The organism is Streptomyces sp. NBC_01465 (assembly GCF_036227325.1).
GTDB lineage: Bacteria > Actinomycetota > Actinomycetes > Streptomycetales > Streptomycetaceae > Streptomyces.
In genome coordinates, this window is the sequence record NZ_CP109467.1 from 2,577,909 (window position 1) to 2,601,613 (window position 23,705).

Annotated in this window: 21 protein-coding genes and 2 tRNA genes; 14 read left to right on the top strand and 9 right to left on the bottom strand. The window is 69.4% G+C overall.

From position 1 onward, the window contains the following. Nucleotides 1–23: 23 nt before the first annotated feature. From wecB to OG707_RS11895, 9 genes are all read left to right on the top strand, one after another. Nucleotides 24–1,163 carry a non-hydrolyzing UDP-N-acetylglucosamine 2-epimerase gene (wecB, locus tag OG707_RS11855; protein ID WP_329117252.1) on the top strand — a complete coding sequence of 380 codons (1,140 nt, stop codon included), beginning with the start codon at nucleotides 24–26 and terminating at the stop codon, nucleotides 1,161–1,163. 3 nt (nucleotides 1,164–1,166) lie between these two features. Then, the gene (locus OG707_RS11860; RefSeq protein ID WP_329117254.1) at nucleotides 1,167–2,546 is read left to right on the top strand and encodes a glycosyltransferase family 2 protein; all 1,380 of its coding nucleotides are present in this window, start codon (nucleotides 1,167–1,169) and stop codon (nucleotides 2,544–2,546) included. A 6-nt stretch (nucleotides 2,547–2,552) separates the two neighbouring features. After that, the gene (locus OG707_RS11865; protein ID WP_329117256.1) at nucleotides 2,553–3,233 is read left to right on the top strand and encodes a response regulator transcription factor; all 681 of its coding nucleotides are present in this window, start codon (nucleotides 2,553–2,555) and stop codon (nucleotides 3,231–3,233) included. A gap of 37 nt (nucleotides 3,234–3,270) precedes the next feature. Further along, nucleotides 3,271–4,797 (top strand): PAS domain-containing sensor histidine kinase, encoded by a 1,527-nt coding sequence (locus OG707_RS11870; protein ID WP_329117258.1) that lies wholly within the window; start codon nucleotides 3,271–3,273, stop codon nucleotides 4,795–4,797. A gap of 116 nt (nucleotides 4,798–4,913) precedes the next feature. Continuing rightward, nucleotides 4,914–5,093, top strand: coding sequence for a hypothetical protein (locus OG707_RS11875; RefSeq protein WP_329117260.1), 180 nt, complete (start codon nucleotides 4,914–4,916; stop codon nucleotides 5,091–5,093). Nucleotides 5,094–5,159: 66 nt separating this feature from the next. Next, entirely contained in the window at nucleotides 5,160–6,695 is a 1,536-nt protein-coding gene (locus OG707_RS11880; protein WP_329117262.1) for a sensor histidine kinase, read from the top strand. Nucleotides 6,696–6,847: 152 nt separating this feature from the next. After that, nucleotides 6,848–7,891, top strand: a complete 1,044-nt coding sequence (locus OG707_RS11885) for a glycosyltransferase family 2 protein (RefSeq protein WP_329117264.1) — start codon at nucleotides 6,848–6,850, stop codon at nucleotides 7,889–7,891. Between the two features lie 48 nt (nucleotides 7,892–7,939). Then, nucleotides 7,940–8,122 (top strand): hypothetical protein, encoded by a 183-nt coding sequence (locus OG707_RS11890; protein ID WP_329117266.1) that lies wholly within the window; start codon nucleotides 7,940–7,942, stop codon nucleotides 8,120–8,122. A gap of 46 nt (nucleotides 8,123–8,168) precedes the next feature. Next, complete coding sequence (locus OG707_RS11895) at nucleotides 8,169–9,275, top strand: DUF5925 domain-containing protein (RefSeq protein ID WP_329117268.1); 1,107 nt, start codon at nucleotides 8,169–8,171, stop codon at nucleotides 9,273–9,275. Between the two features lie 57 nt (nucleotides 9,276–9,332). Here the strand turns inward: OG707_RS11895 and OG707_RS11900 are convergent, their stop codons facing one another. After that, nucleotides 9,333–11,957: a valine--tRNA ligase gene (locus OG707_RS11900; RefSeq protein WP_329117270.1), complete on the bottom strand. Its 2,625-nt coding sequence runs from the start codon at nucleotides 11,955–11,957 to the stop codon at nucleotides 9,333–9,335. 137 nt (nucleotides 11,958–12,094) lie between these two features. On the opposite strand from OG707_RS11900, the gene OG707_RS11905 reads away from it, so the two are divergent. The 3 genes from OG707_RS11905 to OG707_RS11915 are packed head-to-tail and all read left to right on the top strand — an operon-like array spanning nucleotide 12,095 to nucleotide 14,839. Continuing rightward, nucleotides 12,095–13,021, top strand: a complete 927-nt coding sequence (locus OG707_RS11905; protein ID WP_329117272.1) for a hypothetical protein — start codon at nucleotides 12,095–12,097, stop codon at nucleotides 13,019–13,021. Between the two features lie 14 nt (nucleotides 13,022–13,035). Next, nucleotides 13,036–13,848: a hypothetical protein gene (locus OG707_RS11910; protein ID WP_329117274.1), complete on the top strand. Its 813-nt coding sequence runs from the start codon at nucleotides 13,036–13,038 to the stop codon at nucleotides 13,846–13,848. Between the two features lie 16 nt (nucleotides 13,849–13,864). Next, a complete protein-coding gene (locus OG707_RS11915) occupies nucleotides 13,865–14,839 on the top strand; it encodes a hypothetical protein (protein WP_329117276.1) in 975 nt (324 codons plus the stop codon). Nucleotides 14,840–14,918: 79 nt separating this feature from the next. Here the strand turns inward: OG707_RS11915 and clpX are convergent, their stop codons facing one another. From clpX to OG707_RS11940, 5 genes are all read right to left on the bottom strand, one after another. After that, complete coding sequence (clpX, locus tag OG707_RS11920) at nucleotides 14,919–16,211, bottom strand: ATP-dependent Clp protease ATP-binding subunit ClpX (RefSeq protein WP_329117277.1); 1,293 nt, start codon at nucleotides 16,209–16,211, stop codon at nucleotides 14,919–14,921. 157 nt (nucleotides 16,212–16,368) lie between these two features. Then, the gene (locus OG707_RS11925) at nucleotides 16,369–17,055 is read right to left on the bottom strand and encodes an ATP-dependent Clp protease proteolytic subunit (protein WP_329127742.1); all 687 of its coding nucleotides are present in this window, start codon (nucleotides 17,053–17,055) and stop codon (nucleotides 16,369–16,371) included. Nucleotides 17,056–17,119: 64 nt separating this feature from the next. Further along, the gene (locus OG707_RS11930; RefSeq protein WP_329127744.1) at nucleotides 17,120–17,725 is read right to left on the bottom strand and encodes an ATP-dependent Clp protease proteolytic subunit; all 606 of its coding nucleotides are present in this window, start codon (nucleotides 17,723–17,725) and stop codon (nucleotides 17,120–17,122) included. Nucleotides 17,726–17,969: 244 nt separating this feature from the next. Beyond that, nucleotides 17,970–19,361: a trigger factor gene (tig, locus tag OG707_RS11935; protein WP_329117279.1), complete on the bottom strand. Its 1,392-nt coding sequence runs from the start codon at nucleotides 19,359–19,361 to the stop codon at nucleotides 17,970–17,972. A gap of 169 nt (nucleotides 19,362–19,530) precedes the next feature. Then, nucleotides 19,531–19,607: transfer RNA gene (locus tag OG707_RS11940), tRNA-Pro, on the bottom strand. A 130-nt stretch (nucleotides 19,608–19,737) separates the two neighbouring features. Here OG707_RS11940 and OG707_RS11945 point away from each other — a divergent pair. Further along, nucleotides 19,738–19,811: transfer RNA gene (locus OG707_RS11945), tRNA-Gly, on the top strand. 51 nt (nucleotides 19,812–19,862) lie between these two features. On the opposite strand, the gene OG707_RS11950 is transcribed toward OG707_RS11945, so the two are convergent. Next, complete coding sequence (locus tag OG707_RS11950; protein WP_329117281.1) at nucleotides 19,863–20,057, bottom strand: hypothetical protein; 195 nt, start codon at nucleotides 20,055–20,057, stop codon at nucleotides 19,863–19,865. A gap of 368 nt (nucleotides 20,058–20,425) precedes the next feature. Here OG707_RS11950 and OG707_RS11955 point away from each other — a divergent pair, with 368 nt between their 5' ends. Beyond that, a complete protein-coding gene (locus OG707_RS11955) occupies nucleotides 20,426–21,517 on the top strand; it encodes an acyltransferase family protein (RefSeq protein WP_329117284.1) in 1,092 nt (363 codons plus the stop codon). 28 nt (nucleotides 21,518–21,545) lie between these two features. Here the strand turns inward: OG707_RS11955 and OG707_RS11960 are convergent, their stop codons facing one another. Together OG707_RS11960 and OG707_RS11965 are read right to left on the bottom strand one after the other, a co-directional pair. Next, complete coding sequence (locus OG707_RS11960) at nucleotides 21,546–22,373, bottom strand: ABC transporter ATP-binding protein (protein WP_329117286.1); 828 nt, start codon at nucleotides 22,371–22,373, stop codon at nucleotides 21,546–21,548. A 129-nt stretch (nucleotides 22,374–22,502) separates the two neighbouring features. Then, the gene (locus OG707_RS11965) at nucleotides 22,503–23,666 is read right to left on the bottom strand and encodes a PP2C family protein-serine/threonine phosphatase (protein ID WP_329117288.1); all 1,164 of its coding nucleotides are present in this window, start codon (nucleotides 23,664–23,666) and stop codon (nucleotides 22,503–22,505) included. Nucleotides 23,667–23,705: the final 39 nt, after the last annotated feature.

Genomic DNA, 23,705 nt, shown 5'->3' on the forward strand with positions numbered 1-23,705 from the left:
CCCGACCGGCGAACCGTAGAGGCATGAACCTCGCGCCCTCCTCCGTAGCAGTCGTCCTCGGCACCCGCCCCGAGCTGGTGAAGCTCGCCCCGCTCCTGCACGAGCTGGGGCCCGCCGCCCGTCTGGTGCACACCGGCCAGCACTCGGACGAGACACTCTCCGGCCGGTTCGTCGACGAGCTGCGGCTGCCCGCACCCGAGCTGCTGCACGGCATCGGCGGCCGCCCCCGGGGCACCCAGATCGGCCGCGCCGTCGAGCAGCTCGACGACCTCTTCGCGGCCGACCGCCCCGCGGCCGTCGTCGTCCAGGGCGACACCAACGCCACCCTCGCCGGCGCGCTCGCCGCCAACGCCCGCTCGATCCCGCTGCTGCACGTGGAGGCCGGGCTGCGCAGCCACGACCGCGCCATGCCCGAGGAGCACAACCGCCTTGTCGTCGACCAGCTGGCGGACCTGCTCTGCGCCGCGACCCCCGAGAACCGGGCGGCGCTGCGGGCCGAGGGCCACGCCGAGGAGCGGATCTCGCTCACCGGCAACACCGTCGTCGAGGTCGTCCGCCGGTCCCTGCCCTCCGCGGCGGACCGGGCGGCGCTCCTCGACGGATACGGGCTGCGCCCGGACGCGTACGTCCTGGCGACCGTCCACCGCCCGGAGAACACCGACGACCCCGACACCCTGCGCGAGCTCCTCTCCTCGCTGCGCTCGATCGCTGCCGGAGGCACCCCCGTCCTCCTCCCCCTGCACCCGCGCACCCAGGCCGCCGTCGAGCGCTTCGGGCTGAGCCGGATGCTGACCGGGCTGCTGGTCGTGCCGCCGGTCGGGTACGGCGAGTTCCTGGCGCTGGCCCGGCACGCGGCCCTGCTGGTCTCCGACTCGGGCGGCGTTCAGGAGGAGTGCACGGTGCTCGGCCGTCCGCTCCTGGTCGTACGGCGCTCCACCGAGCGGCCCGAGTCCGTCGACGCGGGCTTCGCCGCGCTCGCCGCCCCGGGTGCGCAGCTGACGGCGGCCGCCCGCGCCTGGCTGGCCGACCGGCAGGCGCGCCTGGAGCGGCTCGCGGGCATTCCGAGTCCGTACGGCGACGGGCTGGCCTCCGCCCGGATCGTCCGGCTCCTCGAAGGTCTCGCCGAGCGTCCCGTCCACCACGACCTGCAGAGGGTGGTCTGAGCCATGGATCTGCACTCCGCGATCGCCGTCACCGGCACGGTGACGGCCGTGATCGCCGTCCTGTCCCTGGTGCGTTTTCTCGTCTACTGGTTCGCGGTGTCCGACGCCTTCTGGCAGGACAAGCCGCTGGAGCCGGGCGACGTCTCCCGCTTCACCTGGCACTTCTTCATCCCCTGCCGCGACGAGGAGACGGTCGTCGCCACCTCCGTGGCCCGGCTGCGGGACACCTTCCCCGGCTGCCACGTGTGGGCGATCGACGACGCGAGCGAGGACCGTACGCGCGCGATCATCGAGGAGCGGGCCGCCCACGACCCGCACGTCCACCTCGTCGCCCGCCGGCGCCCCGACGCCCGGCTCGGCAAGGGTGCCGCGCTGAACGCCGCGTACCGGCAGCTCAGCGACTGGCTGCCCGCGGACGCCGACCGCTCCGAGGTCGTCGTCTGTGTCGTGGACGCGGACGGACAGCTCGCGGCCAACGCCCTGGAGCAGGCCTCCGCGGCCTTCGAGGACCCGCAGCTCGGCGGCGCGCAGATCGGCGTACGCATGCGCAATGCGGGTGATCCGCTGCCGCGCCCCGACGCCGGACGCCTCGCCAACGCGCACGCCCGCTGGCTCGCCCGGATGCAGGACGTCGAGTTCTCCGTCAACAATGCAGGGATGCAGATCCTGCGCCGCCGCACCAACAGCGTCGGCCTCGGCGGCAACGGCCAGTTCGTGCGCCTCACCGCCCTCGACTCCATCGCCGACGACGCCACCGCCGCCGCCTGGCCGGACGACGCGCTGCTCGAGGACTACGAGTCGGGGCTGCTGATGCTGCTCGACGGCTGGAGGATCAGCCACCTCGAAGGCACCTACGTCTCCCAGGAGGGCCTCGTCTCCGCCCGCCGCTTCATGACGCAGCGCACCCGCTGGGCGCAGGGCAACCTGCAGTGCCTGCGCTACCTGCCGCGCATCCTGCGCTCGAAGAACTACACGTTCTGGGGCAAGTGGGAGACCGCGTACACCCTGATGCAGGGCCCGCTGCACATCCTCATGACCATCACCACGCTCCTCTTCATGGGCCTGTGCTTCGTCGACTTCACCCGCGGTCCGACCGCCTTCCTCGACTCGGCCTTCGCCCACCTGCTGCTGCCGTCGGTGTTCTTCCTGATCGCCGCGGGCCCGCTCGCCATGTGGGGCACCCGCTACCGCGCGACCCGTCTCCCCGAGAGCCGCTGGTTCGCGGGGCTGATGTGGGGTCTCGGCCTGTGGGTGTACACGTATCACCTCTTCGTCGTCACCAACCGCGGCCTGGCCCGCATCGTGCTCGGCCGCAACGGCTGGGCGAAGACCCGCCGCAATGCCGAGGCCCTGGGCATCGGGCCCGTCGCCAAGGAGGCGTGAGACGCCATGACCACTGTGCTCGTCGTCGAGGACGACCCGGATGTCGCACTGGTGCTCTCCGCGCTCTTCAGGCGGAGCGGCTGGAACACCGTGCACGCGGACGACGGGCGCAGCGCGCTGCGGATGCTGCACGAGACGAAGCCGGACGTGATGGTCCTCGATGTCGGGCTGCCGGGGCTCAACGGCTGGCAAGTCCTGGAGCGCGTACGGGACATGAGCGATCTGCCCGTCCTGATGCTCACCGCGCACGGCCACGAGTCGGAGCGGGTACGAGGGCTGCGGGCCGGCGCCGACGACTATCTGACCAAGCCCTTCTCCAACCCGGAACTCGTCGCCAGGATCGAGGCGCTGCTGCGCCGGGTGCCCGCGCACGCGGCGGCACCGCGGACGTACGACGACGGGGTGCTGACGCTCGACGCGGTGACCCGGCAGGCGAGGTGGCGGGAGCGGCCGCTGGAACTGAGCGATCTGCAGTTCCGGCTGCTCCATGTGCTCGTCCAGCACAAAAGCACCGTCGTCACCCCCGAGCAGCTGCTGGCGCGGGTCTGGGACGACACGAGCGGCGGCAGCGGGGACCGCGTGAAGTTCGCGGTGCTGCGGCTGCGGCGCGCGATCCAGGAGCTGGATCCGGACGCCGATCCCATCGAGTCCGTACGGGGTGTGGGCTACCGCTACCGGACCCACTGACCCTGCGGGCTCCGCTCCCCTGCGCGATGATCATCAGGTGGTCGATGCCGCTGCCGTCTCCCTCTACAACCCGGGCACCGCGCCCCGGGCCACTACCCGGTGGTCGTCCGTCGCCCACCGGTTCGCGGGCGAGAGCGTCCCCGACGTACTGGTACGGCTCTTCCGCCAGCTCGCCGGACCGGACGGCTCCGCCCCCTGGAGCACCGAGCCCCACCACCCTTTCGAGCAGGACGCACAGCAGCTGGCCGAGGTCCTCGCCGCCTTCGACTCGGGCCGCGGCGAATCCACCGTGCCCTTCCCCGTGCGGTTCGGAGCCGCGGGACGCCGGCCGCGCTTCCTCGTCGTGACGGCCTTCCGGGCGCCGCTCCCGCTGGAGGGCGACACGGTCATGCTGTACGCGGCCGACATCACCGAGTCGCAGGAGACCCACGCCCAGCTCGCCACTGAACGCGTCTGGCTCGCCACGCTCCTCGACTCCATCGACGCGAGCATCGTCTTCACCGACGGCTCCTTCCGGCTGCTGCACATCAACCGCAGGGCGACCACCTGGCTCGGTCTGCCCTTCCCCCTGACCGCGTCCGACGTCGATGTGCACTCCCTGGTGCGGATGTTCGCCGACCGCAGCGACGATCCGGCGGGCGTGCGGCGCCTGATCGACGAGGCCCGTGCCCAGGGCAGGTCCGGCTTCCGCGACTTCCCCTTCAAGGACGGGACGATCCGCCGGGTGCACTTCCGCCCGGTGTACGAGGGGACCGAGCGGCTCGGCAACCTCTGGATCATCGAGAACGTCACCGACCGGCACGCCGTGGAACGCGCGCTGACCGAGCGCGCTGACGCGCTGGCCGAACTCGTCGACCAGCGGGCCCGGTTCACCTCGGCGGTCAGCCACGCACTGCGTACGCCGCTCACCTCGATCGCGGGCTTCGCCGAGCTGCTCACCACCGCGGCCCCCGGCCAACCACCCACGGAGGAACAGGAGTTCGCGGCGGCCATCCAGCGCAACACGGCCCTGATGCAGTCCGTGATCGAGGACCTCCTCCTGGTCAGCGGGCTCGACACCCGGACACTGCCGCTGCGGATCGAGCCGATGACCATGACCCGGCTCCTCGCCTCGGCCGTCGACGAGGTCCGTGCGGACGCGGAGGGCAGTGGCGTACGGCTGGAGCAGGAGGCGCCGCCCAGGCTGCAGGTCCGCGGCGACGCCGACCGGCTGCGGCGCGCGCTGGTGAGCGTGGTGCGCAAGGCGGTACGGGCCGCGGACGCGGGCAGCACGGTGACGGTACGGGCCGAGGTCGGGACCGGCGGACGCACCTGGGAGATCACGGTGCACGCCACTGACCGCCCCGTGCCCCAGGAGGAGCTCTACGATCCGGCGCTCGGCCGGCTGCAGGACCCCACCTCCGGCACCGCCGACGTCCTGGGACTCGCCGTGGCCCGTGCGGTCCTGGAGGCGCACGGCGGTGTGCTGGAGGTCCTGCGCTCCGGAGAGGACCGGGTCGAGGTCCTTCTGCGGCTGCCCCGGGGGCTCAAGGGCCCGCAGCCGCAGGGGCCGGAGGTCCCTTAGTCCACCGCACAACCATTGCGCAACCGGTCCGCACCGACTGCCGCAACTCCCGCCCGCCACCGTGGACTTCGTCTTCACGTATCGGACGGAAAGCGGTGAGCACCATGAGCACGGACATGACTTCCCCCATCGGCAGGACCCAGATCTGGACGGTCCGCGCGGTCCAGGGGGTCGCCCTGGTCCTCTTCGTACTGGCGATCTTCGGCGTCATTCCTCCCCTCGCCCTGCTCGTGCCGGTCGCCCTCGTCGTCGTCACCGAACTGGTGCAGCGCACGAGCGCCACCCGACGCGCCTGACCGTCCGCCACCGCCTTCCGCCGTAGCGTCGGGGCCGTCCCGATCCTCGCTCCCGGGAGGCCGTCCATGCCGGACGACGCTTACGCCGACGACCTCGCCGCGCTGTACGACCCGAGCACGCCGCCGCTCCGAGTGGACGCCCGGCAGACGCTGATCCCGCTGAGGCCGCGGTCCTCGGCGTACGACCTGTGCGCCGATGTCCTCGCCGCCCTCGACCGCGCCGAGCCCGGCAGCTATCCCCCGCCGGCCGAGAACGAGGTCCACCCGCTCGACGCCCCTGCGCTCACCGCGGCGCTGAAACGCTTCTCCGAGGAGCCGGGCCCCCTCGGTTCCGAGACCGTGGTCGTGCGCATCGGCCACCCCAGCGGCGCCCGCCGGGTCATCCTCGGCATCACGCTGCACCGCAGCGGCAACCCCTCCGGCGGCGAATTCGTACGCGCCATCGACGGCACCGACCTGTACGAGACGCGTGCGCGGTACACCGCCGAGACGACCCGCCTCGCCCAGCTGATCGACGCCCTGGAGGACGGGGTGATGCTCACCGACGGCAACTACCGGCTGTGGCTCCTGAACACCGCCCTGGTCGACCTCGGACACCTCCAGGACCTGTGCCCCCTCAAGCGCGGCACCGACATCCACCACGTCGAACGCGGTCTCGCCCAGCTGCTCCGCGACCCGGCCGACCCCCGCGTCCGTAGCGCCGACGAGATCACAGAGCGGCGCGCGGCGACGTCCGAGCGCCTGTCGCTCGCCGACGGCCGCACGGTCCGGCGCACCTATGTGCCGCTGTACAGCGGCGACGTGTACATCGGTAATCTCTGGCTGTTCCGCGACATCACCGAGCAGCTCCAGGCACTCGAAGTCCTCCACGAGCGCAACCGCGGCCTGGCCGAACTGGCCGACGAGCGCGCCCGGTTCACCGCCGCCGTCTCCCACGACCTGCGCACTCCGCTCACCACCATCAGCAGTTTCTGCGAGCTGCTGATCAGCGACGAGGAGACTCCGCTCACCGAGGAGCAACGGCTCTACGTCGGCGTCGTCGCGAAGAGCGCGGGGCGGATGCGGCGGATCATCGACGACCTGCTGATGATCACCCGGCTGGAGGCGCGAGCCGTGGTGCTGGACCGCGCCGAAGTCGACGTACCCGAACTCTGTGCGACGACGGTGGCCGAGCTGACCCCGATGGCCGCCGCCGCCCAGGTGGAGCTGCGCTGTGACGCGGGGGCGGGACCGCCGATCAGCGCGGACCGTTACCGGCTGCGCCAGGTGCTCGACAATCTCCTCGGCAATGCGATCAAGTACACCCCGGCCGGCGGCGAGGCCTCCCTGAGCTGCCTCTACGACGAGTCCGCCCATCTCTGGTCGCTGACCGTCACGGACACCGGCATCGGCATCCCCGAGGACCAACAGGCCGGTCTCTTCGACCAGTTCAGGCGCGCGTCGAACGCCGGCGGCATCCAGGGCAGCGGCCTTGGCCTCTCGGTCGCGCGCGGCCTGGTGGAACGGCACGGCGGCACCGTCGCGCTGTCGAGCACCGAGGGCGCGGGGACGACGGTCACGGTGACGCTTCCGCTGGCGCCGGTGGAGCTGGACAAGGACTGAAGTCCCGGGCCCTTGGTCCCGAGCCACCACGTATCGACCGGGGCAACCGTCGTGCAACCGGGCCGCCACCCTTCTGCTACCCCTCCCCCGCAGTGTTCTTGACGGACACAGGAACTGCGGCAGGGAAGAGAGGTGGGGGAACAGTGCAGCTCGTGGCGGTGATACCCGCGCACAACGAAGCGGACCGGATCACGGCCACGCTCGCCGGTCTCTACCGGCAGACCCGGCGACCCGACCGCATCATCGTCGTCGCCGACAACTGCACCGACGACACCCCCGGCATCGCCGAGCGCTGCGGCGCCGAGGTCTTCCTCCCCACCGGCAACCGCGACAAGAAGGCCGGCGCGCTCAACCAGGTACTGGCCCCCCTTCTCGACGAACTCCCCGACGACGCCCAGGTGTTGATCCAGGACGCCGACACCGTCCTCAACCCGCGCTTCGTCGAGTGCGCCGTCGAAGCGCTCGAAGAGCCGACCGTGGGCGCGGTCGGCGGAGTCTTCTACGGGGAGGAGGGCGGCGGTGTGCTCGGGCTGCTGCAGCGCATGGAGTACCAGCGCTACTCCCTGGAGATCCGCCGCAAGGGCGGCAAGGCCACCGTCCTCACCGGCACCGGCACCCTCTTCCGCTCCCGGGTCCTGCGCGAGGTGCGCGAGGCCCGCATCGAAGGGCGTATCGGCGGCGGCAGCGACCACTACAGCCTCGCGTCGCTCACCGAGGACGACGAGATGACCAAGGCCGTGAAGACCCTCGGCCACCGCACCGTCTCCCCCGCAGGATGCTGGCTGGTCACCGAAGTCATGCCCACCGTCCCGAAGTTGTGGCACCAGCGGATGCGCTGGCAGCGCGGCGCCCTGGAGAACCTCCGCGACTACGGACTGACGCGGGTCACCCTCCCGTACTTCGGCCAGCAGCTGATGCTCGGCCTGGGAGGCCTCGCGCTCGCGCTGGCCGCGCTGTTCATCGTGCTGTCGCTGGTGCTCTTCGGCTGGACGGGCTTCTCGCCGCTCTGGACCACCATCACCGTGATCTTCATCGCCGAACGCACCCTGACCGTCCGCAGACTCGGCCCCCGCGCCGTACTGCTCGCGGCCCCGCTGATCCCCGAGCTGTTGTACGACGTGTTCCGCCAGACCGTGTTCCTCATGTCGCTGATCAACCTCGTCCTGCGCCGCCAGGAGCGCTGGGTCGCGACCTGACCCCTCCCTCGCTCGCCCTTCCCCACAACTCGAAACCGAGGACCTCCCATGTACGGACACCCCGCAGGCACCGCCGCCGTCGGAGGCGGCAGCTCCGCCGCTCTGGCCTCCACCGGCTCCTCCCCGATGATGATCCTGGCGATGATCGTCGCCGCGACCACCCTGATCGCCGCCGGCCTCGCCCTGCGCAGCCTGCGCCCCGTGATCGCGGGCGACGACCGCCGCCCCTGACCCCGCCCGGATGGCAGGCTCCGCCCGCCGCCCCGATCATGGGCCTATGACCCCTCCGGACCCCGCAGCCGGTGTCCCCAGCAACTTCGACATCGGCCTGCGCGACCACCAGTCGCACTTCGACCTCGTCGACCTGCTGGCACTGATCCCCTTCGCGAGCGGCGCCGAGCCCTGGTCGCGCACCGCCACTCTGGAACGGGTGAAGCCCGGCGGGATCCGGCTCCCCGAGGGCGCAGAGATCGTGCGCCACAGCCACGACAAGAGCCGCGCCTGGATGCTGGCGCGCGGCGAGGGCTGGACGGTGCGGATCAGCCGCTGGTTCTCCGAGGACACCAAGATCACGGTGACCGCCGTCGAGCTGGCCACCGCCGAGCGCATCCTGGCCGAGCTCGTCGAGTCCCTGGAGGACACCGAGCCGCCGCCGGCCGGCACGACGGAGATGGGTTTCTGGTACTGGTCCGCCGACCGCGGCGGAGTCCACAGCAAGCGCCGTATCGGAGCCGTCGAATGGTCCGACGCGCACGCCAACTACAGCGCCGAGCCCGCCCGCCAGCTCTCCCTCCTGATGGCCATGGACCCCGAACAGGTCAGCGGCCGACTGCTTCTGCTGCACGGCCCGCCGGGCACCGGCAAGACCTCGGCGCTGCGGTCGCTGGCGCTCGCCTGGCGCGACTGGTGCCAGATCGACTGCGTACTGGACCCGGAGCGGCTCTTCGAGGACGCGAGCTATCTCATCGGGATCGCGATGGGCGACGAGGGAGAGTCCGAGGCGGACGACGACCGGTGGCGGCTGCTGGTCCTGGAGGACTGCGACGAACTGATCCGCGCCGACGCCAAGTTCGCCACGGGGCAGTCCCTGGCCCGTCTGCTGAACCTCACGGACGGCATGCTCGGCCAGGGCCGCAAGGTGCTGGTCGCGATCACCACCAACGAGGACCTGGGGCGGCTGCACCCGGCGATCGTCCGCCCCGGCCGCTGTCTGGCCCGTATCGAGGTCGGACCGCTCACCCGCCAGGAGGCGGCGGAGTGGCTGGGCGACCCGGCCGCCGCACCGGTGGACGGCGCGACGCTGGCCGAGCTGTACGCGCTGCAGCGCGGAGGGGACCCGCTGCTGCCCGGGGATCCGCGGCTGCCGAACGGCAACTACATGTGAGGACGTACGAAGGCCCCCGGCCCGCCGTGAGGCGATCCGGGGGCCTTCGCGTACGTACTAGGCCTTCGGCAGGCCCTCGATCTGTGCCGTGATCCGCTCGATGTCCGCTTCGGCCTTGGCCAGGCGTCCGCGGATCTTGTCGACCACGTTGTCCGGCGCCTTGGCCAGGAAGGCCTCGTTGCCGAGCTTCTTGTTGGCGTCCGCCTTCTCCTTCTCGGCGAGCGCGAGGTCCTTGCTCAGACGCTTGCGCTCGGCCTCGACGTCGATCGTCCCCGACAGGTCGAGGGCGACCTTGCAGCCCGCGACCGGCAGCGAGGCGGTGGCGTGGAAGCCCTCGCCCGCAGGCTGCAGACGCAGCACCTGACGGATGGCCGCCTCGTGCGGAGCCAGCGCCGTCCCCGTCAGGTCGAGCTCGGCCGGGACCTTCTGGCCGGGCTGCAGGCCCTGGTCGGAGCGGAAGCGGCGGACCTCGGTGATCACCTGCTGGACGAGGGCGATCTCCTGCTCGGCGGCCGGGTCACGGAAGCCCGAATCGGTCGGCCAGTCGGCGATGACCAGGGACTCCTTGCCGGTGAGCGAGGTCCAGAGCGTCTCCGTGACGAAGGGGACGATCGGGTGGAGCAGGCGCAGCAGCTTGTCGAGGACCTCGCCGAGGACGCGCGCGGAGACCTTGGCGGGCTCGCCGCCCGCGAAGAAGGTGGTCTTCGAGAGCTCGACGTACCAGTCGAAGACCTCGTCCCACGCGAAGTGGTAGAGGCTGTCCGCGAGCTTGGCGAACTGGAAGTCGTCGTAGTACGCGTCCGCCTCGGCCACGACCGAGTTGAGGCGCGAGAGGATCCACCGGTCGTTCGCCGACATCTGCTCGGCGGGCGGGAGTTCACCCTCGACGGTCGCACCGTTCATGAGCGCGAAGCGGGTCGCGTTCCAGATCTTGTTGGCGAAGTTGCGCGACGCCTTGACCCAGTCCTCGCCGATCGGGACGTCGGCGCCGGGGTTGGCGCCGTTGGCCAGGGTGAAGCGGACGGCGTCGGAGCCGTACGCGTCCATCCAGTCCAGCGGGTCGACGACGTTGCCGAAGGACTTCGACATCTTCTTGCCGTTCTCGTCGCGGACGAGTCCGGTCAACGCGACGGTCTTGAACGGGACTTGGCCGTCCATCGCGTACTGGCCGAACATCATCATCCGGACGACCCAGAAGAAGATGATGTCGTGACCGGTGAGGAGAACGTCGGTCGAGTAGAACTTCTCCAGGTCCGGCGTCTGCTCCGGCCAGCCCAGCGTCGAGAACGGCCACAGGCCGGACGAGAACCAGGTGTCGAGGACGTCCTCGTCCTGGGTCCAGCCCTCACCCGTCGGCGGCTGCTCGTCGGGACCGACGCAGACGACCTGGCCCTCGGGGCCGTACCAGACGGGAATGCGGTGGCCCCACCACAACTGCCGTGAGATGCACCAGTCGTTGAGGTTGTCGACCCAGTCGAAGTAGCGCCGCTCCATCTCCTTCGGGTGCAGCACGACGTCGCCCTCGCGGACCGCGTCACCGGCGGCCTTGGCGAGCGTGTCGACCTTGACCCACCACTGCAGGGACAGTCGCGGCTCGACGGTCGTCTTGCAGCGCGAGCAGTGGCCGACGGAGTGCGTGTACGGGCGCTTCTCGGCGACGACGCGGCCCTGCTCGCGCATGGCCTCGACGATGGCGGAACGGGCCTCGAAGCGGTCGAGCCCCTGGAAGGGTCCGGGCACGGTGATGATGGCGCGCTCGTCCATGACCGTGAGCATTTCCAGCCCGTGGCGCTGGCCGATGGCGAAGTCGTTCGGGTCGTGCGCCGGGGTCACCTTGACGGCGCCGGTGCCGAACTCGGGGTCGACGTGGGTGTCGGCGACGACCGGGATGGTGCGGTCGGTCAGCGGCAGCTTGATGCGCTTGCCGATGAGGTGGGCGTACCGCTCGTCGTCGGGGTGGACGGCGACCGCGGTGTCGCCCAGCATCGTCTCGACACGGGTGGTGGCGACGACGACGGTCTCGTCGCCCTCGCCGTACTTCAGCGAGACGAGCTCGCCGTTGTCGTCCTGGTAGTCGACCTCGATGTCGGAGATCGCGGTGAGACAGCGCGGGCACCAGTTGATGATGCGCTCGGCGCGGTAGATCAGGTCGTCGTCGTACAGCTTCTTGAAGATCGTCTGGACGGCCTTGGAGAGGCCCTCGTCCATGGTGAAGCGCTCACGCGACCAGTCCACGCCGTCGCCGAGGCGGCGCATCTGGCCGAGGATCTTGCCGCCGTACTCCTTCTTCCACTGCCAGACCTTCTCGACGAAGGCCTCGCGGCCGATGTCGTGACGGGACAGGCCCTCCTCGGCGAGCTGCTGCTCGACCTTGTTCTGGGTGGCGATGCCGGCGTGGTCCATACCGGGCAGCCACAGGACTTCGTAACCCTGCATGCGCTTGCGGCGGGTGAGGGCGTCCATGAGCGTGTGCTGGAAGGCGTGGCCCAGGTGGAGGGCGCCGGTGACGTTCGGCGGCGGGATGACGATGGTGAACGGAGGCTTCTCGCTCTTCGCGTCGGCCTCGAAGTAACCACGCTCTACCCAGCGCTCGTACAGCTTCCCCTCTACCTCGGCCGGTGCGTACTGGGTCGGCAGTTCGGGGTTGCTGTCTGCGGGCTGCTGCTGAGCGATATCGGTCACGGGCCCAGTTTAGAGGTGTCACCGCCCTGTCCTGAAACGGGAATCTTCCGTAACGATGCGCACCCTGCCACCCCACGTCACACGGGTGTCGGCAAGGATGTTCGCGACACATAAGTTTCTGGAGGGGAACCCAGAGCATGAGCCACGACCAGCCGGGCCCGTACGGCCAGCAGCCGAACCCTTACGGGCAGCAGCCGCAGCAGCCGCCCCAGCCCGGCTACGGCTATCCCCAGCAGGCCCCGCAGGGCGTCCCGCCGCAGCAGCCCCCAGCCCCGCAGCAAGCCCCGCAGCAGCCCCCGGCACCGCAGCAGCCGCAGTACGGGCAGCAGCCCCAGTACGGGCAGCAGGCTCCGTACGGCCAGGCGCCGCCGCCCCCGCCGGGCGGCCCGCAGCCGAAGAGCAAGGCGCCCCTCATCGTCATCGCCTCCGTCGTGGCACTCGCCGTGATCGGCGGCGGCGCATGGCTCCTGACCAAGGGCGGGAGCAGCAGCGACGGCAGCGGAGGCGACGGCAAGGCGTACACGCTGACCGCGCCGGCGACCATCCTCGGCGGTGAGTTCAAGAAGACCGGCGACGGCTCGGGCAAGGCCATGACCAGCGAGGACGTCAAGGAATACGCCTCGTACGGGGTCAGCGACGCCAAGGGTGTCCAGGCGACGTACTCCGCCGATTCGGCGAAGAAGCTCCTGAACTTCAGCGGCGTATACGGGGACGTCAAGGACCCGGAGAAGGTCGTCGACGCCCAGTTCGTGAAGATCAAGGAAGCGAGCACCAAGGACACCTCGGGGACGACGAAGACCGAAATGGTGGGCTCCCCGCAGGCCTTCACCCCCGAGGGCTTCAGTGGCGGGGTTCTGAAGTGCCAGGAGCAGAAGCTCAGCGAGTCCGGTACGGGTGACGGCGCCGTCACCACGCCCATCTGCGCCTGGGCCGACGGCAGCACGGTCGGCTTCGTCGTCAACGTGGACTCGGCCGCGATGGCGGGCTCCGGCAAGAGCGCGACGCTGGAAGAAGCCGCTGCCCTCACAGCCAAGGTCCGCAACGACGTCCGCGTCGCCAAGTAGGGGGAACACCACCGATGAGCCACAACGAGCCGGGCCCGTACGGCCAGCAGCCGCAGCAGCCGGGCTACGGCTACCCGCAGCAGGGCCAGCCCCAGTACGGCCAGCAACCCCCGTACGGCCAGGTCCCGCCCCCGCCGCAGGCCCCCAAGAAGAAGACCGGCCTCATCATCACGGCGGCGGTCGTGGCGGTCGCGGTCATCGGCGGCGGCGTCTACTTCCTGACCAAGGACGACGGCGGCAGCTCGGTCACCTCCGATGGCAAGAAGTACACGCTGGTCGCACCGGAGACCGTCATCGGCGGAACGTACAAGCAGACCACCGACAAGAACCTGGCCGCCGACCCCGAGTCGGACGACGAGATCAAGGACTTCAAGAGCTGGGGCGTCACCGACCCCAAGACCGCCAACGGGTCTTACAGCACCGGCACAGGCGCGGCCCAGAAGGTGCTGGGCTTCAGCGGGGTGTACGGGGACATCAAGGACCCCGAGAAGGTCCTCGACGCCATGTTCGCCAAGGCCAAGACCAAGTCGGAGAAGGCCGGGGACTCGAAGACCGAGGGTGAACTGGTCGGCAGTCCCCAGGCCTTCACCCCGGACGGCTTCAAGAACGGCGTCCTGAAATGCCAGGAGGCCAAGATCACCGACAGCGCCGCCGGCAGCAAGTCCATCAGCATCCCCGTGTGCATCTGGGCAGACAACAGCACCATCGCGTACGTCACCAACATCGACCTCGCCGCCATGGCGGGCCAGGGCACGAGCCAGACCCTGGACCAGGCTGCGGCACTCGCGGCCAAACTCCGCGACGATGTCCGCGTCGAGGTCAAGTAGGAGGGGAACCCCACTCATGAGTTACAACCAGCCGGGCCCGTACGGCCAGCAGCCCCCGCAGCAGCCCGGCCCGTACGGCGGCCAGCCCCCGCAGGGCCAGCCCAACCCGTACGGCCAGCAGCCGCCCCAGCCGGGCTACGGCTACCCGCAGCAGGCCCCGCAGGGCGTCCCGCCGCAGCAGCAGCCGCAGCCGGGTTACGGCTACCCACAGCAGGGCCAGCCGCAGGCCCCGTACGGCCAGCAGCCGCAGTACGGCCAGCAGCCCCCGTACGGCCAGGTCCCGCCCCCGCCGGAAGCCCCCAAGAAGAAGACGGGCCTCATCATCACGGCGGCGATCGTGGCGGTCGCGGTCATCGGCGGCGGCGTGTACTTCCTGACCAAGGGGGACAGCGGCTCCAGCAGCAACACCGACGTCGCGGACAGCACGAAGGGCTACAAGATCGTGGCCCCGGCCACGGTCGGCGAGTTCAAGAAGGGCAACACGGGCAACGACTCCCCCGCGCTGACCGCGAGCGACAAGCAGAAGGCCGAGGAGGCGGGGGTCAAGAACCCGTCGCAGACGGCCGCGACCTACACGAACGCAGCCGATCCGACGAAGCTCGAAGGACAGTCGCTCTCCCTCTCGGGTCTCTACGGCGATGTCACCGACCCCGCGTCGACGATCGACAACGCGTTCAACACCGCGACGAATTCCGACGGCAAGAGCTCCAGCGGCGGCACCATGAAGCTGGTCGGAAGCCCGAAGGCGTACAAGCCCGCCGGCTTCTCGGGCGCCCTCATGAAGTGCCAGAACGCCGAAATGGCCATGACGACGAGCGCCAACGCCAAGACCACACAGGTCCCGATCTGCATCTGGACGGACTACAGCACGGTCGGCATCGTCGTATCCATCGACCTGTCCCAGATCGATGGGGGCGGCACGCCCGTAACGCAGGAGAAGGCCGCCGAGCTCACCGCCAAGCTCTACAACTCGGCCCGCGTGAAGAAGTAGCGAGCACACACCCGCCCAACACACAGGGGCGCCCGGCCAGTTACCTGACCGGGCGCCCCTGTTGCGTATGCGCAAGCGCCTACGCCGACTTCTCGTGACGCCCGTCGTTCCCGATGATCCGCGGCTCGCGCGGGACCAGCGTCGGGTTGACGTTGTTGCGGACGACGTCCGCCGTGATGACGACCCGGGCGACGTCCTTGCGGGACGGCACCTCGTACATCACCGACTGGAGGACCTCCTCCATGATGGCCCGCAGCCCACGCGCACCCGTCTGCCGCAGGATCGCCTGGTCGGCGATTGCCTCAAGCGCCTCGCGGTCGAACTCCAGCTCCACACCGTCGAGTTCGAAGAGGCGCTCGTACTGCTTGACGAGGGCGTTCTTCGGCTCGATCAGGATCTGGAGCAGAGCCTCCCGGTCCAGGTTGTGCACCGACGTCAGCACAGGCAGGCGGCCGATGAACTCGGGGATCATCCCGAACTTCACCAGGTCCTCCGGCATGACGTCCGCGAAGAGGTTGCGGTCGGCCCGCTCCCGCTTCGACTGGATCGTCGCGCCGAAGCCGATGCCCTTCGCGCCCGAGCGGCCCTCGATGACCTTGTCCAGGCCCGCGAAGGCACCGCCCACGATGAACAGCACGTTCGTCGTGTCGATCTGGATGAACTCCTGGTGCGGGTGCTTGCGGCCGCCCTGCGGCGGGACCGAGGCGGTCGTGCCCTCGATGATCTTCAACAGGGCCTGCTGGACGCCTTCGCCGCTGACATCGCGCGTGATCGACGGGTTCTCGCTCTTACGGGCGACCTTGTCGATCTCGTCGATGTAGATGATGCCCGTCTCGGCCTTCTTGACGTCGTAGTCGGCGGCCTGGATGAGCTTCAGCAGGATGTTCTCGACGTCCTCGCCGACATAGCCGGCCTCCGTCAGCGCCGTCGCGTCCGCGATGGCGAACGGGACGTTGAGCATCCGGGCGAGCGTCTGCGCGAGCAGCGTCTTGCCGGAGCCCGTGGGGCCGAGGAGCAGGATGTTGGACTTGGCCAGCTCGATGGCGTCGTCGCGCCCCTGGGCGCCGCCGTTCTCACCGGCCTGGACGCGCTTGTAGTGGTTGTACACCGCGACCGAGAGCGCCTTCTTGGCGGGCTCCTGGCCCACCACGTAGCTCTCCAGGAACTCATAGATCTCGCGCGGCTTGGGGAGTTCCTCCCACCGCACCTCGGAGGTCTCTGCGAGCTCCTCCTCGATGATCTCGTTGCAGAGGTCGATGCACTCGTCGCAGATGTACACACCTGGCCCCGCGATGAGCTTCTTCACCTGCTTCTGGCTCTTCCCGCAGAACGAGCACTTGAGCAGGTCGCCGCCATCACCGATGCGTGCCACGAGGTGCTTCCCCTTCGCCTGGGAACCGCTCGCGATTCTGCGGTTCCTGGTGCCTCATATTCGACGGTACCTTGCCGGGCCCCCCGTTCGGGCCCCCCTTGGCAGGGTTCACTTTGACGTGGACCGCGCCAAGGGGAGGCAGGACTCCTTGGAGCCGTCAGGCCAGAACGCCCGCAGCGCTCTTGCGCGTCGAGACGATCTGGTCGACCAGACCGTACGCGAGAGCGTCCTCGGCCGTGAGGATCTTGTCGCGCTCGATGTCGTCGCGGATCTTCTCGATCGGGGTGGTCGAGTGCTTGGCCAGCATCTCTTCCAACTGGGCGCGCATGCGCAGGATTTCGTTGGCCGCGATCTCCAGGTCGGAGAGCTGCTCGCGGCCGGTCTGCGAGGACGGCTGGTGGATCAGCACACGCGCGTTCGGAAGCGCCATGCGCTTGCCCGGCGTACCGGCGGCCAGCAGGATCGCGGCGGCGGAGGCCGCCTGGCCCATGCAGACCGTCTGGATGTCGGGCTTCACGAACTGCATCGTGTCGTAGATGGCCGTGAGGGCCGTGAACGAGCCACCGGGGCTGTTGATGTAGATGGAGATGTCGCGGTCCGGGTCCATCGACTCCAGGCACAGGAGCTGCGCCATGACGTCGTTGGCGGACGCGTCGTCGATCTGCACGCCGAGGAAGATCACGCGCTCCTCGAAGAGCTTCGCGTACGGGTCGTACTCACGCACGCCCTGCGAGGTGCGCTCGACGAAGCGCGGAACGATGTAGCGGTTGTCCACCTGCGGGCCGGTGTAGAGGCCGCTGGCGGAGGCGTTGGCCTGGAAGCTGTTCATACGGGGGTTCACCATCCTGGTGGCGTTCAGTGCTGCGTCAGTGGTCATCGGGTCGGGCTGTGAGGCGTCGTACGGAGCCTCAGGCCCCGGTGCCGCCGCCGCCCGGAACGCCCGAGGCGGAGGTGATGATCTCGTCGATGAGGCCGTAGGCCTTGGCCTCTTCGGCGGTGTACCAGCGGTCGCGGTCACCGTCGCGGATGATCGCTTCCATCGTCTGGCCGGAGTGACGGGCGGTGATCTCCGCCATGCGCTTCTTGGTGCGCAGCAGCTGCTCGGCCTGGATCTTGATGTCCGAGGCGGTGCCGCCGAGGCCGGCCGAACCCTGGTGCATCAGGATGTCGGTGTTGGGGAGCGCGAAGCGCTTGCCCGCGGTGCCGCCGGTGAGCAGGAACTGGCCCATCGAGGCCGCGAGGCCCATGCCGATGGTGACCACGTCGTTCGGGATGTACTGCATGGTGTCGTAGACCGCCATGCCCGCCGTCACCGAGCCGCCGGGGCTGTTGATGTACAGGAAGATGTCCTTCTCGGGGTCTGCCGCGAGGAGGAGCAGCTGTGCGGTGATCTTGTTGGCGATGTCGTCGTCGACCTGCTGGCCGAGGAAGATGATCCGCTCGCCGAGCAGTCGGTTGTAGACCTGGTCGCCGAGGCCTCCACCGAAGTTGGGCTCGCCGGCGGCGTAAGGCATCAGATTCGTCACGTATCCACCTGCTCGTCTCTGACGGCTTCTACCGTCTCAGCGTCTTCATTCAGGAGGGTTCGGGTACTCCCGTGCCCTCCTATTCATGGACCCTAACGCGCAGGTAGGACAACGCCATCCCGCTTCCCGAACTGTTCGCTCGGAGCGCAAGGTAGGCCCCCTGTGCGTGTGTACGACAGCGGGCCCGGACGCGTCTCGCGTCCGGGCCCGCTGTGCAGGGTCAGGCGGAGGCTCAGGCCTCGGTCTTCTCCTCGGCGGCGTCCTCGGACGCGGCCTCGGTGACCTCGGCGGTCTCGCCCTCGACCTCGTCCTCGTCGTCGCTCAGGTCGACGATCTCACCGTTGGTGTCCTTGACCGTGGCGGCCTCGACGACGACCGCGAGGGCCTTGCCGCGGGCGACCTCGCCGACGAGCATCGGAACCTGGCCGCCCTCGACGACGGCCTGGGCGAACTGGTCGGGGGACATGCCGGAGGAGGCAGCGCGCCGCATGAGGTGCTCGGTGAGCTCCTCCTGGTTGACGTTCAACTTCTCCTTGTTGACGAGCTCATCGAGGATGAACTGCGTCTTGATGCCCTTCTCGGCCTGCTCCTTGGTCTCGGCGATGAACTCGTCCTCGGTCTTGCCCTGGATCTCCAGGTACTTGGCGAGGTCGAGGCCCATCTGGCCGAGCTGGTGGTGCTCCAGGTTGTGCTTGCGGGTGTTGATCTCGTCCTCGAGGAGCTTCTCGGGGATCGGGACCTCCGCCAGCTTCAGCAGCTCGTCGAGGACGCGCTCCTGGGCCTGGGTGGCCTGGTCGTACTGCTTCATGTTCTCGAGGCGCTTGCGGCTGTCGTCGCGGAGCTCCTCCAGCGTGTCGAACTCGCTCGCCAGCTGCGCGAAGTCGTCGTCCAGCGCGGGGAGTTCACGGGCGGCGACGGCGGACACCTTGACGGTGACCTCGGCCGGCTTGCCCTCGGCGGAGCCGCCCTTCAGCTCGGAGGTGAAGGTGGCCTCGCCACCGGCCTCCAGGCCCTTGACGGCCTCGTCGATGCCCTCGAGGAGCTCGCCGGAACCGATGGTGTACGAGACACCCTCGGCGACGCCGTCCTCCAGGACCTCGCCCTCGACCTTGGCTTCGAGGTCCAGCGTCACGACGTCGCCGTCTTCGGCGGCGCGCTCGACCGGGTTGGTGGACGCGAAGCGGCCACGCAGCTCCTCGACGGCCTTGTCGACGTCCTCGTCGGAGACGGTGACCGCGTCGACCTCGACCTCGATGCCGGAGTAGTCCGGGATCTCGATCTCGGGGCGGATGTCGACCTCGGCGGTGAAGGCCAGCAGCTCGCCGTCCTTCAGCTCGGTGATGTCGACCTCGGGCTGGCCGAGAACGTTCAGCTCACCCTCGTTGACGGCCTCGGTGTAGAACTTCGGGAGCGCGTCGTTGACGGCCTCTTCGAGCACAGCACCACGGCCGAACCGCTGGTCGATGACGCGGTTCGGGATCTTGCCCTTGCGGAAGCCCTTCACCGTGACCTGCTGGTTGATCTTCTTGTACGCCGCGTCGAGGCTGTCCTTGAGCTCCTCGAAGGGCACCTCGATGCTGAGCCGAACCCGAGTCGGGTTCAGGGTCTCCACGGCGCTCTTCACGGTTGGGTCTCCTTGGTGGGCTGATTTTGGGATTCTGCCCGGTTCAGAGACACGCGGGCACGCAGCTTGCATAGTAACGGCAAGCGGACGATGACCCACAATGCGATCTTGCTTGCGGGCCTGGAGGGCCTGTGCGGCCTGACTGACCGAGAAGACTGGTCGGGCTGGCTGGTCGGGGTGGCCGGATTCGAACCGACGACCTTCCGCTCCCAAAGCGGACGCGCTACCAAGCTGCGCCACACCCCGTCGGTGCGAGACGTAGGGTACATGCCCGTCCGAAGTGGGGTGACTGCATTTATGTGGTGTGCGGGAACGGCGTACGACCCGCTACGATGCTTCACGTGCCGCGGTCGCTCCGACCTGCGGTGCGCTGTATGCGGGCGTAGCTCAATGGTAGAGCTCCAGTCTTCCAAACTGACTACGCGGGTTCGATTCCCGTCGCCCGCTCCATACGGACTTCGGCCCGGCAGGTGATCACTCACCTGCCGGGCCGAAGTCGTTTCAGAACTTGATCTGGTTGATCGTGTCCGCTATCGAGTTCAGGAACCGGTCGATCGACGGGGCCATGCCCGTGGACGCGAGGAAGAAGCCGAAGAGCACGGCGACGATCGCCGGTCCGGCCTTGATGGAGCCGCCTCGTATCAACACCACCAGCACGATTGCCAGCAAGAGCACCACAGACAGTGAAATGGCCACAACTGATCACACCCTCGGTCGGTCCGCCTTGCCGGCCCGGAGGCGCGCAGCCCAGCACGCATCCGCATGTTCCATCGTGCCACCAACGAGCCTGTGGTTGTTGCCCGGTGACGAATCGTCGGCGATCGGATCACGCCATCCGCGCGCTCGGTGCGCGCCTGGCGCACACCGGGTGTGCGCGCGCCCCCGGGTGCCGGGCGGCCCCACTGCTACCCCTTGCAGCAGTGAATATGTCCCCTGAATGCAGATGCGGCGAAGGCTGCTGAAATGCCCTAATTAAGGGGCCTTAGAGTGAGCATAGTCGGACATAATTCATGAGCCCCTGGGGGGTTTTACGGAATCCCGATCGCAACGCTAGGGTGGATCGAATGGTTCACGCTCCCCCCGGATATCAGCGAGCTCCGCTTCCCCCGGCAAAGAAGCCGGAACTCGACGCTTCCAATACGCTGAACACGCAGCACACACGGCGCGACGCCTTCTTCGACAACGCCAAGTACCTGGCGATCGTGCTGGTGGCCATGGCCCACTCGTGGGAGCCGGTCATGGACGGCAGCCGCGCGACGCGCGCGCTGTACATGGTCGTCTACACCTTCCACATGCCGGCCTTCATCGTCATCTCCGGTTATTTCTCCCGGACGTTCGACATGCGGCCCGACCGGCTGAAGCGGCTGATCACCGGTGTCGCGGTCCCCTACCTCGTCTTCGAGACGACGTATTCGCTCTACGAGCGCTGGACGGTCGACCCGCACCACGAGATCAGCCTGCTCGACCCCTTCTTCCTCACCTGGTTCCTGGCCGCCCTCTTCATCTGGCGGCTGACGACACCGCTGTGGAAGGTGGTGCGCCATCCGGTGCCGGTCGCGCTGACGATGTGCGTACTGGCCTCGGTCACCCCGAGCATCGGACCGGATTTCGACCTCCAGCGGGTGCTGCAGTTCCTGCCGTTCTTCGTGCTGGGGCTCAATCTGCGGCCCGAGCACTTCGCGATGGTCCAGCGGCGGGCCGTGCGGATGGCCTCCGTGCCGGTGTTCGCGGGTGCGCTGCTCTTCGCGTACTGGGCTTCGCCGCGTATGAGTCTGCGGTGGTTCTTCCGCAGCTTCGCGGTGCAGGATCTGGCCGTGTCCTGGTACGTCGGGATCCTGGTGACGCTGGGGCTCTTCGCCTGCTCGCTCGTGCTGACCGTGTGTTTCCTGGCCTGGGTGCCGCGCCGCAGGACCTGGTTCACGGTCCTCGGCGCGGGCACGATCTGCGGCTATCTGCTGCACGGGCTGCTGATCAAGACCATCGACTACACCGGGTGGTTCGACACGTACCACTGGCTGAGCGACCCGTTCGGCGAGGTCGTGGTGACGCTGGCGATCGTCGTGGCGGTGACGGCGTTCTGCACGCCGCCGGTGCGCCGGGCGATGCGGTGCGTCACCGAACCGGAGATGAACTGGGCCTTCCGGCGGCCGAGTTGAGGCCGTGGCCGGAAATCGACTGGTTTGGTTACGCGGCCACCCGGGCGTAGGACGGAGCCGTGAGCGCCGTCATGCGGGCGGCGATCTGGGTGGCCGTGGCGCGCGGGAGGCTGTCGGCGATCTCGCCGTCGGCAAGGAAGAGGACGCGGTCCGCGTAGGCGGCCGCCGCGGGGTCGTGGGTCACCATGACGACCGTGGCGCCCAGGGTGTCCACCGCGTCGCGCAGGAGGGACAGGACCTCGGCGGCCGTGGTGGTGTCCAGGGCTCCGGTCGGCTCGTCGGCGAAGATCACGTCGGGGCGGGTGACCAGGGCGCGGGCGATCGCCACGCGCTGCTGCTGGCCGCCGGAGAGTTCGCCGGGGCGGCGCTTGCCCTTGCCGTCCAGGCCGACCTGGGCCAGGAGCTGGGCGGCGCGGTGGCGGTCCTGGCGCTCTCCCGCGAGCCGCATCGGGAGCAGGATGTTCTGCTCGACGGTGAGCGAAGGCAGCAGGTTGAAGGCCTGGAAGACGAAACCCAGGCGGGAGCGGCGCAGGGCGGTGAGCTTGTTCTCGTTCATGCCGGTGATCTCGGTGGAGCCGAGGCGCACCGACCCTTCGGTGGGCCGGTCGAGCCCCGCGGCGCACTGCAGGAACGTCGACTTGCCCGAGCCAGAGGGGCCCATCACCGCGGTGAAGCTGCCCCGCGGGAGGGAGATGTCGACGCCGCGCAGGGCGTGGACCGCCGAGTTGCCGCGGCCGTACTGACGGCGCACACCTCGGAGCTCCACCGCCCAGTCGGCGGCCGCACCGCCCACGGTGTGAGTGGCGTGCAGGTCGCCCCGGTCCGCCCGGTCCCGCTTGCCGCGTCGCAGCCCCATGGTGTTGTCCGCCTTCCGGATCCGCCCGATGTCTGTGTTCCGACACTTCGACGCTACGGATCACGGGGGTGCGGCGGCCATGGCGGCTGCTGGCGGATCGAGGGTGGGGAAAGCCCTACCTGTGCGGGCTCAGAGGATCGGGCCCGCGTCGCTGTCCCGGCAGATCAGCAGCAGCGCGCGGTCGTCGTTGACGTCCTTGGCCACCGCCTCGATGAGGTGCCAGGCCGCGCCCTCGAAGGTGGAGGCCACATAGCGGTCCGCCTCGCCCGTCAGCCGGTCGATGCCCTCGCTGATGTCGCGCTCCGCCGACTCGACCAGTCCGTCGGTGAACATCATCAGGACGTCACCGGGGCGGAGGCTGCCCTTGACGGGGTCGAACTGGGCCCCGTCGTAGACACCGAGCAGGGGGCCCTCGCCCGACTTCTCCTCCCAGCGGCCGCTGCCCGCGTGCAGCTGGAGGGCGGGGAGGTGGCCCGCGGAGAGCAGTTCGTAGTCGCCGGAGTCCAGGTCGAGGACCAGGTGGATGGAGGTGGCGAAGCCCTCGTCCCAGTCCTGGCGGAGCAGGTAGCCGTTGGCCGCGGGAAGGAAGCCGTGCGGGGGCAGTGAGCCGAGGAGGCCGCCGAAGGCGCCGGAGAGGAGCAGGGCGCGGGAGCCCGCGTCCATGCCCTTGCCGGAGACGTCGGTGAGGACCACTTCGAGCGTGCGGCCGCTGCTGCCAGTGCGGGCCGCGACCACGAAGTCCCCGGAGAAGGACTGGCCGCCGGCCGGGCGCAGCGCCATCTCGCGGTGCCAGCCCTGCGGGAGGCGCGGGAGCTTGCTCTGTACGCGGATCCGCTCACGGAGGTCGAAGAGCATCGTGCCGCCGCGCCGCCACGGGACCCCGACGCGGGACCGGAACTGCGCGATGAGCAGGCCGAAGAGGCCGCAGGCGGCGACCGTGAGGACGGTGCCGGGGGTGACCCTGCCCGGGCCGTCCGTGTACGGGCCGAGCGCGACGGACTCGACGATGAGCGCCGCCGCGGCGGCCGCGTACAGACCGAGCAGGCTCGCCGGGCGCAGCAGCAGACCGCCGGCCACGATGGGCAGGACCAGCGCGGAGGGGGCGCACCAGACGGGCATCGCCATCGTGAGCGCCGCGATCGCGGGGACGGTGAGCAGGAGTCCGGCCAGGGCGATCCAGTCGGAGCCGTCGCCGCGGAAGTAGTCGACACCGGATTTGCGCACGCCGGTCCTGACCCGGTGCAGCCTCATGCGCATCCGGGCCGTGAAGGACTCCGCTCCGCCGCCGGCCATTCCTCGGACCTTATCCACCCTGGCTGGGTCCGCGCAGGG

Coding starts and splice junctions, on each gene's coding strand:
- wecB (WP_329117252.1), top strand. CDS start 24: ATGAACCTCGCGCCCTCCTCCGTAGCAGTCGTCCTCGGCACCCGCCCC.
- OG707_RS11860 (WP_329117254.1), top strand. CDS start 1,167: ATGGATCTGCACTCCGCGATCGCCGTCACCGGCACGGTGACGGCCGTG.
- OG707_RS11865 (WP_329117256.1), top strand. CDS start 2,553: ATGACCACTGTGCTCGTCGTCGAGGACGACCCGGATGTCGCACTGGTG.
- OG707_RS11875 (WP_329117260.1), top strand. CDS start 4,914: ATGACTTCCCCCATCGGCAGGACCCAGATCTGGACGGTCCGCGCGGTC.
- OG707_RS11880 (WP_329117262.1), top strand. CDS start 5,160: ATGCCGGACGACGCTTACGCCGACGACCTCGCCGCGCTGTACGACCCG.
- OG707_RS11890 (WP_329117266.1), top strand. CDS start 7,940: ATGTACGGACACCCCGCAGGCACCGCCGCCGTCGGAGGCGGCAGCTCC.
- OG707_RS11895 (WP_329117268.1), top strand. CDS start 8,169: ATGACCCCTCCGGACCCCGCAGCCGGTGTCCCCAGCAACTTCGACATC.
- OG707_RS11905 (WP_329117272.1), top strand. CDS start 12,095: ATGAGCCACGACCAGCCGGGCCCGTACGGCCAGCAGCCGAACCCTTAC.
- OG707_RS11910 (WP_329117274.1), top strand. CDS start 13,036: ATGAGCCACAACGAGCCGGGCCCGTACGGCCAGCAGCCGCAGCAGCCG.
- OG707_RS11915 (WP_329117276.1), top strand. CDS start 13,865: ATGAGTTACAACCAGCCGGGCCCGTACGGCCAGCAGCCCCCGCAGCAG.
- OG707_RS11925 (WP_329127742.1), bottom strand. CDS start 17,055: ATGGTGAACCCCCGTATGAACAGCTTCCAGGCCAACGCCTCCGCCAGC.
- OG707_RS11930 (WP_329127744.1), bottom strand. CDS start 17,725: ATGCCTTACGCCGCCGGCGAGCCCAACTTCGGTGGAGGCCTCGGCGAC.
- OG707_RS11955 (WP_329117284.1), top strand. CDS start 20,426: ATGGTTCACGCTCCCCCCGGATATCAGCGAGCTCCGCTTCCCCCGGCA.
- OG707_RS11960 (WP_329117286.1), bottom strand. CDS start 22,373: ATGGGGCTGCGACGCGGCAAGCGGGACCGGGCGGACCGGGGCGACCTG.
- OG707_RS11965 (WP_329117288.1), bottom strand. CDS start 23,666: ATGGCCGGCGGCGGAGCGGAGTCCTTCACGGCCCGGATGCGCATGAGG.